This window comes from Desulfotomaculum sp., assembly GCA_003513005.1.
GTDB lineage: Bacteria > Bacillota > Desulfotomaculia > Desulfotomaculales > Nap2-2B > 46-80.
Genome location: DOTD01000040.1, coordinates 27667 through 43851, shown reverse-complemented (window position 1 = coordinate 43851; position 16185 = coordinate 27667). Strand labels below are relative to the sequence as shown.

Sequence of the window (16185 nt, the reverse complement as noted above, 5' to 3'; positions counted from 1 at the left end):
GTCCACCCCCCCAAACATCCCCTGCCACCCCCCCTTCACTTTGTCAACCCTATCCTCTTTAATCCGCTACGGCTCCTTAGTTTTTATCTTAGTTTTTATTTTCCGGTATAATCATACAGCTATCCGTGGAATATGTTTTTATCTGTTCCTCACCCTTTAAAACTCGCAGGCCACCCTCGGCCAGGGCAAGCATTTCATCTTCACCGGGAAAAACAAATACACTGCCGATAAAGGAAATCCGATCTTTTATCCAATTAATCAGCCTTTCCGAGTAAGCCAAACCGCCGGTAATTACAATGCCGTCAAGATTGCCTTTTATCACAGTCGCCATAGCTCCTATATCCTTGGCAATCTGGTAGGCCATGGCTTCAAAAACTAGCAGCGCTTTTTCATCCCCGTCTTTGATCATTTCCTCAACTTCCCGGGCATCGTCAGTACCCAGGTAAGCTTTTAATCCGCTTCCGCCGACTAATATATCCCTCACGGCGGAAACGCTTTGGCCCCTGGCGAGACTAACCAGCGGCAGAGTTGGAAGGCCGCCGGCGCGTTCCGGTGTAAAAGGTCCTTCATACAAGCCATGAGTAGAGTCAATAACCCTTCCTTTTGAATGTGCGCCGACGGAAATATCCCCGCCCAGATGAGCAACGACAAAGTTAAGCTCACTATAAGGCCTGCCTATTATGGCGGCAGCCCGTCTGGCGGCTGCCTTTTGGCTCAGCGCATGGAGCACACTGCCGCGTTCAATATCCGGCAGGCCGGAAATTCTGGCCAGCGGGTGAAATTCGTCTGTACTGGGTGGATCAACAACAATCGCCTTGATTCTGCATTCCCGGGCAATATCTTTTGATATGACAGGACCGAGGGAGGAATCATGCTTTGCAAAACGCGTGGAAAGCAGATCGTCACACATGGCCTGGTTGACTTCATAAATCCCGCTCGGACACGGAGCTCCGACTCCGCCGCGGCTGACCACGATATCTAAAGTGCTTAGTTCAACACCATACTCGGCGATGAAGTCCAGGATCTGTTTTTTTCGCTCGGGTATTTGCCCGGCAAGATCATGATGGGGGGACAGAAGATTTTTTTCAAACGGAATGTTGCTTCCGGCAATTAGTTCCGTATCCTTATAGCAGGCCACCTTTGTAGAAGTGGAACCTATATTCATGACCAGGATATTAAAAAGAGCAGGAGACATGCTATCACTCCTTTATAACAGCATCGCGGAAAGAATTATTTCCGCCACTTTCTCTTCAAATCTAATAAAAGGAATGTTGACAATCACCGGCTTTACTGTCCCGGCCAGGACCCCGGCATGCGGCATCTTTCCTACAAAAGCAAGCATCTGACTGAATGCATAACCTGACTCTACATTGGGGACAACGTATATATCAACATCTCCGGGAACTTCACAGTCCAGCTTTTTTCTCACCGCCGCTTCCCTGCTTGTTGCGCAGTCTATGTCAAGAGGCCCTTCTATAACCACATCTCCAAACTGCTTGCGCTCGGACATTTTACTCAGCACGGCGGCATCAACAGTAGAAGAAATCCGTGGGTTAACCTTTTCGATCGCAGCCAGAACGGCAACTTTCGGCCTGTCAATTTTCAGCAGTGAAGCAAGCTTAAGAGCTTTTTCAACAATAACATTTTTATCCAGTAAATTTGGAAAACATCGACTGCATTTTGGTCTTTAGCCGGCGCCAGGACTACTTTAGGTTTTTCTCCCTGACGGGGAAATCTTGAACGCAGATAGTCAAGCATCTTAATTCAGTCCCATATTTTTTTCTTTGATGCGCGTCGGGAGCCAGAACAACCAGCTTTTCCGGCCCTTTTTCTCTAGCCAGTTGATATATTTTGGCAAAGTTGTCGATCATTTTTACTACCTGCTCCAAATGATTCTTTTAACTGACTAATTGTTCTCAAATATATCGCCAACAACTTCACCTATGGTAACGTTTTCTTCCTTTGTTTCCGGCAAGGTATTTTTCGGCTTTTGAGCTTCCCGTTTTGCTTCCCGGATCGAAAGACGGATGCGTTTCTCCTCCGGTTCAACGCTTAATACCTTGACACTGATCTCTTCACCTTCATGAACAATTTCACCCGTCGATTCCACATGATGATCCGCCAGGTGGGAAATATGAACCAGACCTTCAACACCGGGTTCCAGCTGAACAAAAGCGCCGAACGGGGCAAGCCGTACTACCTTCGCCTCAACTATGCTACCGACGGGATAATTTTCAACAACCTGCTTCCACGGATCAGGCAGCACCTGTTTTAAACTGAGGGAGATTTTCTCGTTCTCCCTGTCAAGCTGAAGTATCCTTACTTCTATTTCATCTCCGACGTTCAGCACATCTGAAGGATGGTTGACACGGTACCAGGCCATTTCAGAAATGTGCAGAAGCCCGTCCACACCTCCGATATCGACAAAAGCGCCGAAATTGGTCAGCCGCCGGACTATTCCTCTTACTGTCTGACCTTCTTCCAAACTCTCCAGGACGCTCTGCTTCAGTAAAGCCCTTTCTTCCTCAAGAACAGACTTGCGTGAAAGGATAACTTTTCTGCGGGCGCGGTTTAATTCGATCACTCTGGATTTAACATTTACCCCTACATACTTGTTTAAATCTTCAACATAACCCTGTTCGACAAGCGAAGCCGGCATAAAGGCGCGCAAACCTACATCCACCAGCAGGCCTCCCTTGATTACTTCCCTGACTACACCCTCCACGGGGCTCCCGTCATCCAGATGAGCCTGCAAGTCGACCCAGGCCTTTTCCGCGTCCGCCCTGGCCTTGGAAAGAATCAACCTGCCTTCGTCATCTTCAACTTTTACTACGGTTACTTCTATCTCATCACCCAAGGACACAACATCCTGGGGGGAAGCAGCTTCGTATGCGGAAAGTTCACGGAAAGGCACAACCCCCTCCGACTTCGAGCCCATGTCGACGAGAACTTCGTCGGCGCCTACCTGCACAACAACACCTTTGACTATCTGACCCGGGCTCAAGGATTTAACCTCAACAGTATCTTCCATCCCTTCCTCGGAAACCGTATCAGGCTCATCTGTTGAATCAGAGTCCTGTACTGTCTCATCTGCGCAGACCGGCGTTGCCCCCGGGCTCCCTGAAACATCGACAGCCTCTTCCGGAACGGCAGTCTTTACTTCCTCTGCTTCAAGAGCGTTAACATTGCTTTTTTCATTTTTTTCATCCTCAACCATCACTTCGCCCAACTCCTTCATCCGTGTTTGAACTTCCTCTATTATCCAGTCCGGTGTAGACGCTCCGGCTGTCAGGCCTGCAACTTCTATACCTTTAAACCATTCTGCTTTTAAATCACGGGCAGTTTCAACATGATGTGTAGGGGCGCCCGATTCCCGGCTTAGTTCAGCCAGCCTTCTGGTATTGGCGCTTGTTTTTCCTCCAGCCACTACCATTGCGCCTACCTGCCGGGCAAGTTCCAAAGCAGCCTGCTGCCGCATACCTGTTGCATTACAGATAGTGTTAAAAACTTTAACAGAACCTGTCTTGCTCCGGAGAACATCTATAACAGACTGAAAATTGCTCAAAGGCTGTGTTGTCTGGGCCAATACGGCTACTTCAGGGAAAGTATCCAGTAATTCTGCCTGATCAGGACCTTCTACTATTAAAGCTTGTTCCCCGGCATAGCCTATTATGCCTCTTACTTCGGGGTGTTTTTGATCACCCACGATAACTACCTGTGTACGCTGGCCAAGATAATGCGCCAGGTTCTGCGCTCTGCGGACAAACGGACAGGTAGCGTCGACAACACATACCTTTAATTCATCAAGCTTGACCATCACTTCCGGCCCAACCCCGTGGGTCGGAACAATCACTGTAGATCCGGCCGGAATGTCCGCCATATTCTCGGTTTCTTTTATTCCAGCCCGGGCTAATTTCTCGACAACTTGCGGGTTATGAATTAAAGGGCCCAACGAATAAACCTGATTCTTCTCCTGGGCGGTATTCCTGGCGATTTTAACCGCCCGGGTTACCCCGAAGCAGAAACCGGCTTCTTTTGCTAAACGCACTTCCATCCAATCACCGTTCTTTATCGCCCATTAACCCTGAGATCTCATCCATTATTTGAAGGCTGATCGCCCTGTATTTTTCTTTCAGGTCACTTTTTGTTTTTGGTTTTGAAAAGTTTAACGGCCTGCCGATAACAACATTTACCCTGCCAAGAAATCCTCTCGTACCTATTACGGCTACCGGAAGCACCGCCGCATTCCCATGAACAGCCAGCATAGCGACCCCAAGATGGGGATCCAAAAGTTCGGATGTATGGCTCCGCGTTCCCTCAGGGAAAATACCTACAACCTCTCCCTGCTTGAGAAACTGTAAAGCGGTTCGGACCGCTTTCTGATCAGTTCCTCCGCGGCTTATAGGGAAAGCTTCGCACCATGTAATTATTGTGCCAAAAGCAGGTATCGCAAAAAGCTCGGCTTTGGCCATAAAATGAACCTTGCGCTTCAGGGCGGATCCAACTGCTACCGGATCCCAGTAGCTGACATGATTGCTTACTACCAGCAGACCCCCTTGCCGGGGAATATTCTCGCCGCCGGATACTTTCATCCGGCGCAAGAGAAGAACAACCCGGCAGATAAACCGGCCAAGCCAATAAAACACTATCCGCTTCTCCTCCTGATCAGCTCCAGAATAAGTTCAACAACATCACGGGTCTGCATCTTTGAGCTGTCAATGACTTTTGCATCAGGAGCAGCAACTAAAGGCGCCACTGAGCGGGAACTGTCCAATTTATCGCGTTCGTTTATTTCTTCTATCATATCACCCAAAGTCATTTTAAAACCCTGCCCTGCTAAATCCTCTAAACGCCTTTTCGCCCGTTCATTTGCGGAGGCGGTTAAAAATATTTTAACCTGGGCATCCGGTACTATTACTGTGCTCACATCGCGCCCCTCCATTACTACATTACTTGAACTGGCCATCCTTCTTTGCTGGTTGACAAGCTCTTTTCTGACACCAGGCACACGGGCAACAAGGGAAACGCTGCGGGAAACTTCCGGAGCTCTTATCGCAAAGGATACTTCTTTTCCATCCATAAACACACGGGTACATTTATTGCAGCCGGCGGACAGTTCAATCGCAGTTGAAGCCGCAAGGCAGGTCAGCGCCTGCTCATCCTCCAGGTTTATGTGCCGCTGCAGGGCATTCAATGTTACAACCCGATACATTGCCCCCGTGTCAACATATATATAGTTTAATCTTTCCGCAACCATTTTAGCGACAGTGCTTTTACCGGCTCCGGCCGGCCCGTCAATTGCTACACAAAAAGGCATCAACCTTTAAACCGCCAGTTAATATAATATTTAGTGCAAGGAATTCGACAAAACAAACCCGTTTCCTGTTTTTTTTAAGTAATTTTACAGTAAAAACCTAACCAAGCGAATAAAGAGTATCAAAAAATCCAGGAAAAGAAACATCAACACATTCCGTATTTTTAACTACAGTTTGCCCCTGGGCCAACAGTCCGGCGACTGCCATGGCCATAGCTATGCGGTGATCCCCGTGGCTTTCACAGACAGCTGCTTTCAGTGGACGGCCCCCCTGAATCGCCAGTCCGTCGGGCAGTTCCTCCACAACTGCGTTGAATTTACGCAGTTCCCCTGCCAGAACAGCTATCCTGTCGCTCTCTTTTACCTTTAACTCCGCTGCGTCTTTAACCACGGTTTCACCTTCGGCAGCCGTTCCCAGTACTGCCAAAACGGGAACCTCATCAATAAGCCTGGGAATAAGTTCCCCGCCAATCGTAGTCCCTTTTAATTTTGAATGTCTTACGCGAATGTCGGCTACAGGTTCGCAGCTGACCTCCCGCCTGTTAAATACCGTGATATCCGCGCCCATCTGCTCCATTACTTCCAGAATGCCGCAGCGGGTGGGGTTAACCCCCACATCTTTTATTGTGAGATCCGAACCGGGAACTGATGCGCCTGCCGCCAAAAAAAAGGCTGCCGATGAAATATCCCCGGGAACAATCACATGCTGCCCTTTAAGTTTTTGTTTCCCGCGGATCCTGATTACTTTGCCGTCGACCGTTAATTCCGCTCCAAAAAGCTTCAACATGCGTTCCGTATGATCCCGGGACTGAAAAGGTTCCGTCACTTCAGTTTCCCCCGAAGCCAGCAGGCCGGCTAGTAATATGGCTGATTTTACCTGGGCGCTGGCGACGGGAAGGCTGTACTTAATGCCGGCGCAACTCCCTCCCTGCACGGCCAGAGGGGCAAGTTTCCCTCCCTGGCGCCCCCAGATTTGGGCCCCCATCAAACTCAGCGGAACGGTCACCCGGCTCATCGGCCTGCTGCGCAGCGAAGCATCTCCTGTCAATACACTAAAAAAAGGCAATCCTGAAAGAATTCCTAATAGCAAACGTATTGTTGTCCCTGAATTCTCAGCGTCAAGCGCCATTTCCGGTTCCCTCAAAACCAGGGGTCCGCTTCCGTGAACAACCAGATCCCCCTTTTCATTGGGTCCGTCAAATTTCACTCCCATCAGACGAAAACAGTTCATTGTAGCCAGGCAATCTGCGCCTGTCAAAAAATTTTCAATATATGTCTCCCCTTCGGCCAGCGAACCCAGCATTACTGCCCGGTGAGAAATCGACTTATCTCCGGGTACGCAAATAGTTCCGCGCAAGCCGGCGGGGGATTTAATTCTGAATTCCATAAACTACCCCTTTACTACCTGCATTCCTTTTCTGCGCAGCTCTTCAACCGCAGAATTCTGCTCCGCCTCGGTAGCGAAAGCAACTCTGACGCTCCCGCCAACTCCTTCTCTTACTCTTAAAATCTCTATATCTGCAATATTTATTCCCGCTTTGCCCAGCTGGACAGCCAAATCGCCTATTACACCCGGCCGGTCGGGGACTGAAATCAATATCTGATAAAGCACCGGCAAATAACCCTTTGTTTTTGCCGGCACCTGCCGCCGGACTTCCCTGGCTTCCTCCAAGAGTTCTATAATCCGCGGACCGTCTTCAGCAACCACGGCGTTTTCCAATAATTCAAGCTGCTGTCTGAAAACCCTGCACATATTCAGCAGCATATCTTTATTGGAAATAAATATATCACGCCACATTGGGGTATTGCTTTGGGCAATACGTGTAGAATCCCGGAAACCGCCTGCCGCCAGAGGCAGGATTTTTTCCCTGTCGGAAAGGCTGGCCAGAGACCTGACAAGAGCAACCGCGGCAAAGTGCGGCAGGTGACTCACCGCAGCAACAGCGCGGTCATGTTCTTCAGGCGTCATCTCAATTACCCTTGCCCCAACACCTTCCGCCATATCTTTTACTCTGTCACAGGCAAACCGCGGCGTTTCCGGCAAAGGGGTTAAAATATAATAGGCATTTTCGAAAAGGTACGGGTCCGCGCCCTTTACCCCCTGCTGTTCCGATCCGGCCATGGGGTGGCCGCCCACGAAAAATACCCCCGGCGGCATCAATTCCGAGGCGAAGCGCACTATTTTAACCTTGGTGCTGCTTACATCCGTAACTACAGTTCCCTCGGACAGGCAGGGAAGCATTTCTTTCAGCAAACCGCCTACTGCTTCAACATGTGCGGCCAAAACAACCAGATCGGCGCCGGCAACAGCATCCGCCAGGTTATCCGCAGCCTTATGGATCGCCCCGCATTCAACAGCCAAACGCAGGTTTTCAGGGTTTCTGCCGACACCAACCACAGTAGACGCAAGTGAGCGGCCGATCAGCGACAGGCCCAAAGACCCGCCGATCAGTCCCACTCCAACGATAACTACTTTTTTAAACATTTATGGGTCCAACCCCTTTAAAGGAACACTCTACTTTTTTTTAGCTTTTGGTTTTTTTTCGGCTTCCTCTTTGATCAGCTTTCCTTTTTCCGCTCCGCAGGAAGAACACTTACCCGGTTTGCACCTTAACTCGACGAGGGTACCGCATTCCGAACACTTCCAAACTGCCACAGGATTCACCTCCTTGCTGCAGCTTCTTTAATATTTCTAACCGCCTGGGCAGGATCAGGGCTGCCAAAAACCGCCGAACCGGCTACAACAACATTTGCGCCGGCCTCGACAACCGAAAGGACGGTCTCAGGACCTATCCCGCCGTCAACGCTTATCTCGGCGTTATAACCAAACGTGTACAGTATTTCTTTGACAGCTTTAATCTTAGGGATGACTTCAGGAATAAACACCTGCCCGCCAAAACCAGGGTTTACAGACATAATCACAATCAGATCAACAAACGGCAGGATATATTCCAGGCATGAATGGTGGGTAGACGGATTTATCGCTGCTCCGGCCTTTCTGCCGCGGTCCTTGATATATTTCAGTGTGCGGTGAAGGTGCCTGTCAGCCTCTGCGTGAACTGTGATCAGGTCGGCGCCTGCCGCAATAAAGCTATCTAAATGCCTGCCCGGTTCTTCAATCATCAGGTGGACATCAATCGGCAGCGCCCAGTGGGGACGAAGAGCTTGTACAACCACCGGCCCAAAAGTTATATTGGGCACAAAGCAGCCGTCCATCACGTCAACATGCAGGTAATCGGCGCCGCTGTTTTCTATTTTCTTTACTTCCGCCATGAGATTTGCAAAATCGGCGGAAAGAATCGAAGGCGCTATTTTGATCATTTCAGGTATCTCCTTTCCCGCCCGGCAATTTCATTTAACAGTCTCAGGTAATTCTTATACCGCATGCTGCTGATTTCTCCCGCTTGAAGAGCTTCTTTTACGGCGCAGCCGGGTTCCTGCATATGCAGACAACCAGTAAACTGGCATGCGTATATATATGGCTCGAATTCCGGGAACAGCCCGGCGAGCTCAACCCGGTCCACTTCCGGGAGACCAAGTTTGGAAAAACCGGGTGTGTCTGCCACAAATCCTCCTTCGGAAAGAGGCAGCAATTCGACATGACGGGTAGTATGCCTGCCCGTGCCCGCTTTGCCGCTAATGGCGCCGGTCTTCAGCATCAAGCCCGGTGAAACAGCATTTAAAAGGCTGCTCTTTCCCACTCCGGAAGGACCAGCCAGCACGGTTATGCCATTTGAAAGAATTTCACGCAGTTTATCTGTTCCTGTTTTTTCCTTTGCGCTGGTCAAAAATACACTGTAGCCGATTTTTCCGTACATTGCAGCGAGTTCCTGCACTTCTCCAGTTCCGAGGTCGATTTTATTAAAAACAATATAAGCCCTGATACCCGCATCCTTTGCCTGAATGAGAAAACGATCAAGCAAAAGCGGATTGGGGTAAGGGTTACGGGTTGCCAGGACGATAACCGCCTGCTCGACGTTAACTACCCTGGGACGCAAAAGAGCGTTTCTCCTGGGGAAAACAGTTTCAACAATTCCGGATCTTTCATTCTGAATAATAAATTCTACGTTATCACCCACCAGCACACGCTGCTGTCCGATCCGGAAACGTCCCCGCAGGACACATTCCCATACTGCGTTTCCCGCCCTTATGTAGTAAAAACCGCCGTAAACCTTAACTACAACCCCTTGAGTGAGCACAAAAACCTCCTAAAAATTATTTAAAAAGCTAATCACAGGTTCTGGTCTTTAACCATCGAGCCGTCAATGTAGACCCTTATTGTGCCGCCCCCGTAATAACGGACAACCTGGGATACTTCATCGCCGGGGGCATGCGAGTTGACATAGACATCCTTCGTACCCCTTATATCTTCAAGGCTTATCCTTACATCGTGACTTCGTCCATCATCCGGAACCGGTATCTTTACTCTAACACTATTAGGCGAAGGGCCAGGCCCCCTGCTTAAGACAACCTTGACGGCAGTATCTTCCGTCACATCGCTGCCTGCTTCAGGCTCCTGCGACAAAATCTGTCCGGAAAGATAATCGGCGCTGTCAAAATCTGCCCATTCAAATTTTTCATCCAGTTTCAGATTCGTTTTGCTTAGCTCCGCCCTGGCCTGTTCTATGGTCAGGCCAATAAGGCGGGGGACCTGTGTTTTAGCTACGTTTTTACCCAGTGAAACATAAACCGTAACATAGCTCCCGGCAGGTTTTTTCTCACCGGGGGACGGATACTGCTGATATATGCAGCCTTCCGTGACGTTATCATTGTTTCCCTCTTGGACCGGTTCGCTTATTTTTAATCCTGCCCGGGTAACCTGGGCTTTGGCGTCTAGAATGGTTAATTTATACAAGCCGGGTACTTCCCGGAGATCTTTGCCCAGGCTGACAGTAAGCTTGATTAGCCTTGGCGGCTTGACTGCGGGATCATCCGGACCTATATCCTGGTCAATTACGTAACCTTCAGCCACATCGTCATTATGCTCTTTAACAACCTGAACTTTAAGTCCCAGTTCGGTGAGAGTCTTTTCAGCTTCCTCCTGGCTTTTGTTAACAATATCCGGCACTTTAATTTCGGGTATATTAAAATAAAACTTGTTAAAAGCAAAGGCAGCCCCGGCTACAATCAAAATTAACAACAGGCTGCCAATCAGCACACTCAAAGTACGCATTTTTCGTTTTTTTACAACGGCAATATCAGGTTCCTCCTTTTCTTCCTCTTCAACTAAAGGTTCAAACAATCCCGTCGCTGTATTTTCAAAGGCGCCGTTTTCCGCCGGCTCACCCTTGTTTTTTGACAACGATTCCCGTAAAAGCAGGGATAGTTCCCGCCCGTTTTGAAATCTTTTAGAAGGGTCCTTGGCTATTGCACGTAGAATTACTTCTTCCAGCTGCGGAGTTATCTTTTCATTTAGCTTTGAAGGGCGCTCAGGTTCGTCCTGAATGTGTTTTAAGGCCACTGCAATAAGGTTGTCTCCCTGATAGGGAACAGAACCCGTTAACATTTCATAAAGGACAACACCCAGTGAATAAAGGTCGGACCTCTGGTCAGCCAACTGCCCGCGCGCCTGTTCCGGTGACAGGTAATGCACCGAACCGATAAAGGAACTCGTATAAGTAAGCGTGGTTCCTGTTACATCCCGTGCAATACCAAAGTCGCTTAATTTTGCCCATCCTTCCCTGGTTATCAAAATATTATGCGGTTTTACGTCCCGATGGACTATATTATTTTCATGGGCATGCGTAAGCGCCTCACAAACTTGACACACTATATGGATTGCCCTTGCAGGGGACAAAGGTCCTTCTTTGGCAATGATTGCCTTCAGATTATCCCCGTGTACATATTCCATGACCAGGTAATGTATATTTCCTTCCTGGCCAACATCGTAAAGACTGACAATATTGGGATGGCAAAGGCTGGCAACCGCCCTCGCCTCGTGTTGAAAACGCCTTACAAAGTCGTAATCGGTTGTATATTCCGCCCGCAGAATTTTAATTGTCACGGGACGTCCAAGGGAGGCATCCAGGCCTTTGTAAACAACGGCTGTTCCCCCGCTGCCGAGTTCCTCAATTATTTCATACCTGCCCCCAAGCGTCTTACCAATCATAGTACCCAACTCCAAAAGTCTTTATGGTTTAACTTCTCCAATAAGTACAATAAGTATATTACGCAAGAATAACGGATTTTTTGTCTTATTAAATTAATCAACAGCCACTAAAACTACTGAAACATTGTCAGCTCCTCCGGCGTTTAAAGCGCATTGAACAAGCGCATTCACCGCCTGGTCAAGATCGGCGGCGTTTAAAACTACCTGCAGAATAGTTTCATCACTGACAAAACCGGATAAACCATCCGAGCATAAAAGTATTATATCCCCCGGCAAAAGCTGAAAATGATCAATATCAGTTTCCATATTCAGCTCTACGCCCAGCGCCCGTGTCAGAACATGACGGTAAGGGTGGTTCCTTGCCTCTTCTTTGGTGATAACCCCTTCGTTCTGCATCTCCTGGACCACCGAATGATCCTGGGTTAACTGAACAATAGTCCCGTTCCTGAACAGATAAATTCTGCTGTCACCTACATGAGCCAGGTAAAATGTATCACCCCGCACTATAATACAGCTTAAGGTCGTGCCCATACCGTGGTAATCCTCACTCTTGAAAGAAGCCACATAAACAGCCTTGTTTGCCCTTTTAACACCTTCCGCCAGAATCACACCGGGATCCTGGTTTTGGTCCGGATAGAAAATTAAAAAGCTTTCCAGTTCCTGCAGGATTTTGCGGCTGGCTACTTCTCCCGACCGGTTTCCGCCCATACCATCGGCTACGGCAAAAAAACCGAGCTCGGGACGGACACAAATGCTGTCCTCATTTACAGTACGTACGCTGCCAATATCGCTGGCCTGGCTCCACCTCATAAGTCCACCTCGCCATATTAATAGGTAACCGGTCTATTTTTCCGTCTTTTCCATCAGTTTCACCAAAGGCATAATCAAATCCATAGGCAGAGGGAAAACTATCGTGCTGGCCTTGTCTGTTGTAATTTCCCTGATTGTCTGAAGGTAGCGAAGCTGCATGGCTGCCGGCGCCTGGGAAATAATTTGAGCCGCCTGGGCCAGCTTTTCAGAAGCCTGGTACTCACCATCTGCATGGATTATCTTTGCGCGGCGTTCACGTTCGGCCTCCGCCTGGGCGGCCATTGCCCTTTGCATGGTGGAAGGAAGTTCAAGGTCCCGGATTTCAACCAGGCTCACCTTAATCCCCCAGGACTCCGTTCCTTCGTCAATTGTTTTTTGCAGCCGCTGGTTTATTTCTTCTCTTTTAGCAAGTATCTCATCCAGCTGTGACTGTCCCATAATACTGCGTAAGGTAGTTTGAGACAGCTGTGAAGTAGCCCGGATATAATCCAAAACATTTACCACGGATTGAACCGGGTTTACTACCTGGAAATAGATTATGGCATTTACCTTAATTGTCACGTTATCATTTGTTATGGCTTCCTGGGCTGGGACATCCATCGTTATTACCCTGAGATCAACCTTCTGCATGCGTTCAATAAAGGGAATCAACAAAATTAATCCGGGGCCCCTTGATCCTACAACGCGGCCAAGGCGAAAAATTACCCCCCGCTCGTATTCCTGCACTATCCTGATAGCCGACGCAAAAAGAACCAGAATGACAATGATCAGAATTGATGTGGTAAAATATCCCATCATCCTTACCTCCTTTTTAACTATTATTCTTTTTCATAACCGTTAATTTTAAGCCTTTTACCGATTTTATAACAACCTCTTCACCTTCGCCGACAGTTCCTTCTTCAGAAACAGCATTCCACAAACCGCCTGAAAAGATAACGATCCCCGCCGGGTTTAGCGTTGAGCGCGCAACAGCCGTCTGTCCAATTATCCCTTCCGTTCCGGTAATTACATGCCGTTTTTGCCCCCTGACAACCGCCAGAAGCAATAAACCAACCAGGGCTATGAAGAAAGCGGTTGTGACGACTATTAACCAGAGACTAATGGCAAGCCCCGTCCCGCTGCCTGAAAAAAGCAAAATTGAGCCCATCACAAATGATACGGCGCCGCCGGCGCCTATTACTCCATGGCTGGTTACAAAAGCCTCGGCGGCAAAAAGTCCGAAAGCAAGAAGTAACAGCATTATACCAACCCAGTATGCGTCAAGGGTCCCAAGTCCGTAAAGGCCCAGAAGAAGGCCTAGAGCGCCTACCAAACCCGGGAATACAGCTCCCGGGTGGTAAAGCTCCGCGATCAGGCCAATCATGCCTAAAGTAAAAAGAAGATAAGCAACTTCCGGATTGCTTATCGCCGTTAAAAATTTCTCGCGAAAGTTCATCGCCACCGGAAACAAATCTGCATTGACTGTCGTCAGGATAATTATCCTTCCGTCCCGGACAGTTAATTCTTTCCCGTTTAAATTTTGAAGCAATTCGTCCATTGTGCGGGCGCGCGCGTCGATAAGTTTAATTTTTAACGCTTCCTGATCAGAATAGGATTTGCTTTCACGTACGGCAAGCTCTGCAGCCTGAACATTCCTGCCGCGCAGCTGGGCAAGCGAACGGACCCAAGCTGCGGCGTCCTCGGTGATTTTCTGGCCCGAAACGCCGGATTGTTCAGTTTGTCCGGTACCGGCAGAAACGGGATGGGCTGCGCCAATCCTGCTCCCGGGCGCCATAACAGCATAATGAGCGGCTATAGTAATAAAGGTCCCGGCAGAACCTGCCCAGCCTCCCTGAGGCGCCACATAGACTATCACAGGCACTTCAGCGTTTAAAATATAATCAACAATCTGCTGCGTTGAACCATACAAACCGCCGGGCGTATTTAGTTTAATTATGCAGGCAATGCCTTCACTTTCAGCAAGATCAATCCCCCGCTGGATATAACTTGCCGTCACCGGCACGATTGGGCCTTCAACTGAAAGCACTACAACACGGCTGCGATTGGCGCCTGCACAGGCGGTACACGCCGGCAACAGCCAAAAAAGCAAAAGAGTCAAATAGATTAATGCTTTTATTTTTTGTCTGATCATCCGAATCCTCCCCCAAAACTTGAGATGTATTCTGACAATAATGACAATTTGAGGAAAATTGCAGATACCAAAACCACAGGTAATTATACCATGAATCAATAACCTGTACCAGATACACTGCTTGAAAAGCCTGCAGGGTCGACTGCTAAAATACATAAAAAAGAATAGGCCGGAGAAGATAAATGGTGAAAATATCCATATTGTCATGGTCCGTGGTTATAGCTGTCCATCAAAGACTATTTTCATTTTTAAATAGACCCCCATGCTGCAGCAACAAGGGAGGTCAATGCCTTAAGTGCGATTTTGAGCCTTCATTCAAAGAACGAGTGAACCCGAGGATAAGCGAGGGAATTGTTTGAGGCGCATAAGCGCCGAGTTTTGACCGAGCCCGAGGGTGAACGAGTTCGTACAAGTATAAGAGGCGAACATGAGCATGTAGGCAGTTGACCTCCCTAATGTACATCAATTTTCAGAGTAGTAGAGTAGGACTAAGAGGGAGGTTGTCCCAAGTACTGGATTTTCCTGTAAAACCGATGCTGCTCGAAACAAGAGGCAAACCATTCGACTCCAAAGATTACCTTTTCGAATGGAAAGTGGACGGTATAAGGCTCCTGATGTTCTACGACCGTAAGGCCGTACGCCTGCAAAGCAGGACAGGCAGAGATTGCACAGACGCGTTTCCCGAGCTTATACCAGAAATTTCTGCACAGGAAGCTGTCTTGGATGGCGAAGTTACTGTTCTCACCAACGGCAGGCCTGATTTTGAAGCAGTTATGCAAAGGTACCTGTCCAGCTCCGCCCGGGCAAAAAAAACCGCCTGGAAAACGCCGGCATCCTATGTCGTTTGGGATATTCTCTGGAACGATGGGAAATCTACCATGGACCTGCCGTTAACTGCCAGAAAGCAGATTCTTGCCGGTGTCCTGGAGGATAAAAACGGAATCAGTAAGATAGACTGGGTTGACCAAAGGAGCACGGACCTCTGGCATTCCATCAGGGAATTGAAACTTGAGGGAATGGTGGCCAAGAAAAAAAACAGCTACTATACACCGGGCAGAAGATCAGCGGCCTGGATCAAAATAATAAATTACCAGGAACTGGTTGTTAATGTGTTTGGATATTCAAAAAAGGACGGAGGTATTTTGGTTGGCGGGGACAGAATTCAAGGCCATGCCATCGGGATGAGCCCTGATGAAAGAGCCGTATTAAAGGAATTGCTTGACCAATACGGCAAGGTTGAAGGTCATGCGGTCTATTTATCCCCAGGCATCAAAGGACGCGTAAAATTTACCACCTGGACGGCAAAAGGCAACATGCGCGACTGTATCTGGGTAGGCTATGAAATTTAACAACCGGCAAGGATTTAAGGCCTTTGGCCCTGTTCCCCTGCCTGTTTTTACTCTTATTACTGGCTTGCCGACCTATCTACCTTTTGGCAGCCACCTTTACTTCTACTTTCTAGTGATATTTCTTTCCCTTAAAATATTGTATCTTACATCCAACTCGATCAGTTTCCTTTTGAGAGTCTTCCGTTCTGTTTCATCTGTGCTTTCTTCGATCTTTTTTTTGAGAGTCTCCATCTCTTTATTTAAGCTGACTTCCATGGGTACCAGCCCCGCGTTTTTAATAATCCTAAAGGCCATGCGCAGTTCGGCCGGGACAAATGACATATTATCAATCTCCAGGGGTTTGCCTTTTCCCGGAAGATTTTCAAACTCACCATTTTCTATGGCTTCCCTTATTTTCACCTCAGCAATTCTAGCAAGAGCTTCAAACATCTCTAATTCACCCGGCCTTTAAATATTTTTGGGCGCCTTATGT

General features: G+C 48.4%; 16 protein-coding genes. 1 reads left to right on the top strand and 15 read right to left on the bottom strand.

Annotation, left to right across the window (positions count from 1 at the left end):
• Positions 1-88 precede the first annotated feature (88 nt).
• The 14 genes from buk to DEH07_04950 form a co-directional block, all read right to left on the bottom strand.
• Complete coding sequence (buk, locus tag DEH07_05015) at positions 89-1195, bottom strand: butyrate kinase (protein HBY03898.1); 1107 nt, start codon at positions 1193-1195, stop codon at positions 89-91.
• A 12-nt stretch (positions 1196-1207) separates the two neighbouring features.
• Positions 1208-1654, bottom strand: a complete 447-nt coding sequence (locus DEH07_05010) for a hypothetical protein (protein ID HBY03897.1) — start codon at positions 1652-1654, stop codon at positions 1208-1210.
• Between the two features lie 252 nt (positions 1655-1906).
• Positions 1907-4054 (bottom strand): bifunctional 4-hydroxy-3-methylbut-2-enyl diphosphate reductase/30S ribosomal protein S1, encoded by a 2148-nt coding sequence (locus tag DEH07_05005; GenBank protein HBY03896.1) that lies wholly within the window; start codon positions 4052-4054, stop codon positions 1907-1909.
• Positions 4055-4058: 4 nt separating this feature from the next.
• A complete protein-coding gene (locus DEH07_05000) occupies positions 4059-4646 on the bottom strand; it encodes a 1-acyl-sn-glycerol-3-phosphate acyltransferase (GenBank protein ID HBY03895.1) in 588 nt (195 codons plus the stop codon).
• Positions 4646-5317: a (d)CMP kinase gene (locus tag DEH07_04995; GenBank protein HBY03894.1), complete on the bottom strand. Its 672-nt coding sequence runs from the start codon at positions 5315-5317 to the stop codon at positions 4646-4648. Before DEH07_04995 ends, DEH07_05000 begins: the two co-directional genes overlap by 1 nt.
• Before the next feature lie 97 nt (positions 5318-5414).
• Positions 5415-6701 carry a 3-phosphoshikimate 1-carboxyvinyltransferase gene (aroA, locus tag DEH07_04990; GenBank protein ID HBY03893.1) on the bottom strand — a complete coding sequence of 429 codons (1287 nt, stop codon included), beginning with the start codon at positions 6699-6701 and terminating at the stop codon, positions 5415-5417.
• A gap of 3 nt (positions 6702-6704) precedes the next feature.
• A complete protein-coding gene (locus DEH07_04985) occupies positions 6705-7799 on the bottom strand; it encodes a prephenate dehydrogenase/arogenate dehydrogenase family protein (protein ID HBY03892.1) in 1095 nt (364 codons plus the stop codon).
• 30 nt (positions 7800-7829) lie between these two features.
• On the bottom strand, positions 7830-7970 hold the full coding sequence (locus DEH07_04980; GenBank protein HBY03891.1) for a radical SAM protein: 141 nt from the start codon (positions 7968-7970) through the stop codon (positions 7830-7832).
• Positions 7971-7975: 5 nt separating this feature from the next.
• Entirely contained in the window at positions 7976-8635 is a 660-nt protein-coding gene (locus tag DEH07_04975) for a ribulose-phosphate 3-epimerase (protein HBY03890.1), read from the bottom strand.
• Complete coding sequence (rsgA, locus tag DEH07_04970; GenBank protein ID HBY03889.1) at positions 8632-9513, bottom strand: ribosome small subunit-dependent GTPase A; 882 nt, start codon at positions 9511-9513, stop codon at positions 8632-8634. The genes DEH07_04975 and rsgA overlap by 4 nt, the downstream gene beginning before the upstream one ends.
• Before the next feature lie 32 nt (positions 9514-9545).
• Entirely contained in the window at positions 9546-11423 is a 1878-nt protein-coding gene (pknB, locus tag DEH07_04965; GenBank protein HBY03888.1) for a Stk1 family PASTA domain-containing Ser/Thr kinase, read from the bottom strand.
• A gap of 93 nt (positions 11424-11516) precedes the next feature.
• The gene (locus tag DEH07_04960; GenBank protein HBY03887.1) at positions 11517-12233 is read right to left on the bottom strand and encodes a Stp1/IreP family PP2C-type Ser/Thr phosphatase; all 717 of its coding nucleotides are present in this window, start codon (positions 12231-12233) and stop codon (positions 11517-11519) included.
• Between the two features lie 33 nt (positions 12234-12266).
• Complete coding sequence (locus tag DEH07_04955) at positions 12267-13031, bottom strand: hypothetical protein (GenBank protein HBY03886.1); 765 nt, start codon at positions 13029-13031, stop codon at positions 12267-12269.
• A gap of 13 nt (positions 13032-13044) precedes the next feature.
• A complete protein-coding gene (locus DEH07_04950) occupies positions 13045-14364 on the bottom strand; it encodes a serine protease (GenBank protein ID HBY03885.1) in 1320 nt (439 codons plus the stop codon).
• 455 nt (positions 14365-14819) lie between these two features.
• On the opposite strand from DEH07_04950, the gene DEH07_04945 reads away from it, so the two are divergent.
• Positions 14820-15713, top strand: coding sequence for a hypothetical protein (locus tag DEH07_04945; GenBank protein ID HBY03884.1), 894 nt, complete (start codon positions 14820-14822; stop codon positions 15711-15713).
• A 102-nt stretch (positions 15714-15815) separates the two neighbouring features.
• Here the strand turns inward: DEH07_04945 and DEH07_04940 are convergent, their stop codons facing one another.
• Positions 15816-16142 (bottom strand): DUF1992 domain-containing protein, encoded by a 327-nt coding sequence (locus DEH07_04940; protein ID HBY03883.1) that lies wholly within the window; start codon positions 16140-16142, stop codon positions 15816-15818.
• Positions 16143-16185 lie beyond the last annotated feature (43 nt).

What these genes read in the sequence shown, in the direction of transcription:
- buk (HBY03898.1), bottom strand. Translation starts at nt 1,195, where the DNA reads ATGTCTCCTGCTCTTTTTAATATCCTGGTCATGAATATAGGTTCCACT.
- DEH07_05005 (HBY03896.1), bottom strand. Translation starts at nt 4,054, where the DNA reads ATGGAAGTGCGTTTAGCAAAAGAAGCCGGTTTCTGCTTCGGGGTAACC.
- DEH07_04995 (HBY03894.1), bottom strand. Translation starts at nt 5,317, where the DNA reads ATGCCTTTTTGTGTAGCAATTGACGGGCCGGCCGGAGCCGGTAAAAGC.
- aroA (HBY03893.1), bottom strand. Translation starts at nt 6,701, where the DNA reads ATGGAATTCAGAATTAAATCCCCCGCCGGCTTGCGCGGAACTATTTGC.
- DEH07_04985 (HBY03892.1), bottom strand. Translation starts at nt 7,799, where the DNA reads ATGTTTAAAAAAGTAGTTATCGTTGGAGTGGGACTGATCGGCGGGTCT.
- DEH07_04975 (HBY03890.1), bottom strand. Translation starts at nt 8,635, where the DNA reads ATGATCAAAATAGCGCCTTCGATTCTTTCCGCCGATTTTGCAAATCTC.
- pknB (HBY03888.1), bottom strand. Translation starts at nt 11,423, where the DNA reads ATGATTGGTAAGACGCTTGGGGGCAGGTATGAAATAATTGAGGAACTC.
- DEH07_04960 (HBY03887.1), bottom strand. Translation starts at nt 12,233, where the DNA reads ATGAGGTGGAGCCAGGCCAGCGATATTGGCAGCGTACGTACTGTAAAT.
- DEH07_04955 (HBY03886.1), bottom strand. Translation starts at nt 13,031, where the DNA reads ATGATGGGATATTTTACCACATCAATTCTGATCATTGTCATTCTGGTT.
- DEH07_04950 (HBY03885.1), bottom strand. Translation starts at nt 14,364, where the DNA reads ATGATCAGACAAAAAATAAAAGCATTAATCTATTTGACTCTTTTGCTT.
- DEH07_04945 (HBY03884.1), top strand. Translation starts at nt 14,820, where the DNA reads ATGTACATCAATTTTCAGAGTAGTAGAGTAGGACTAAGAGGGAGGTTG.
- DEH07_04940 (HBY03883.1), bottom strand. Translation starts at nt 16,142, where the DNA reads ATGTTTGAAGCTCTTGCTAGAATTGCTGAGGTGAAAATAAGGGAAGCC.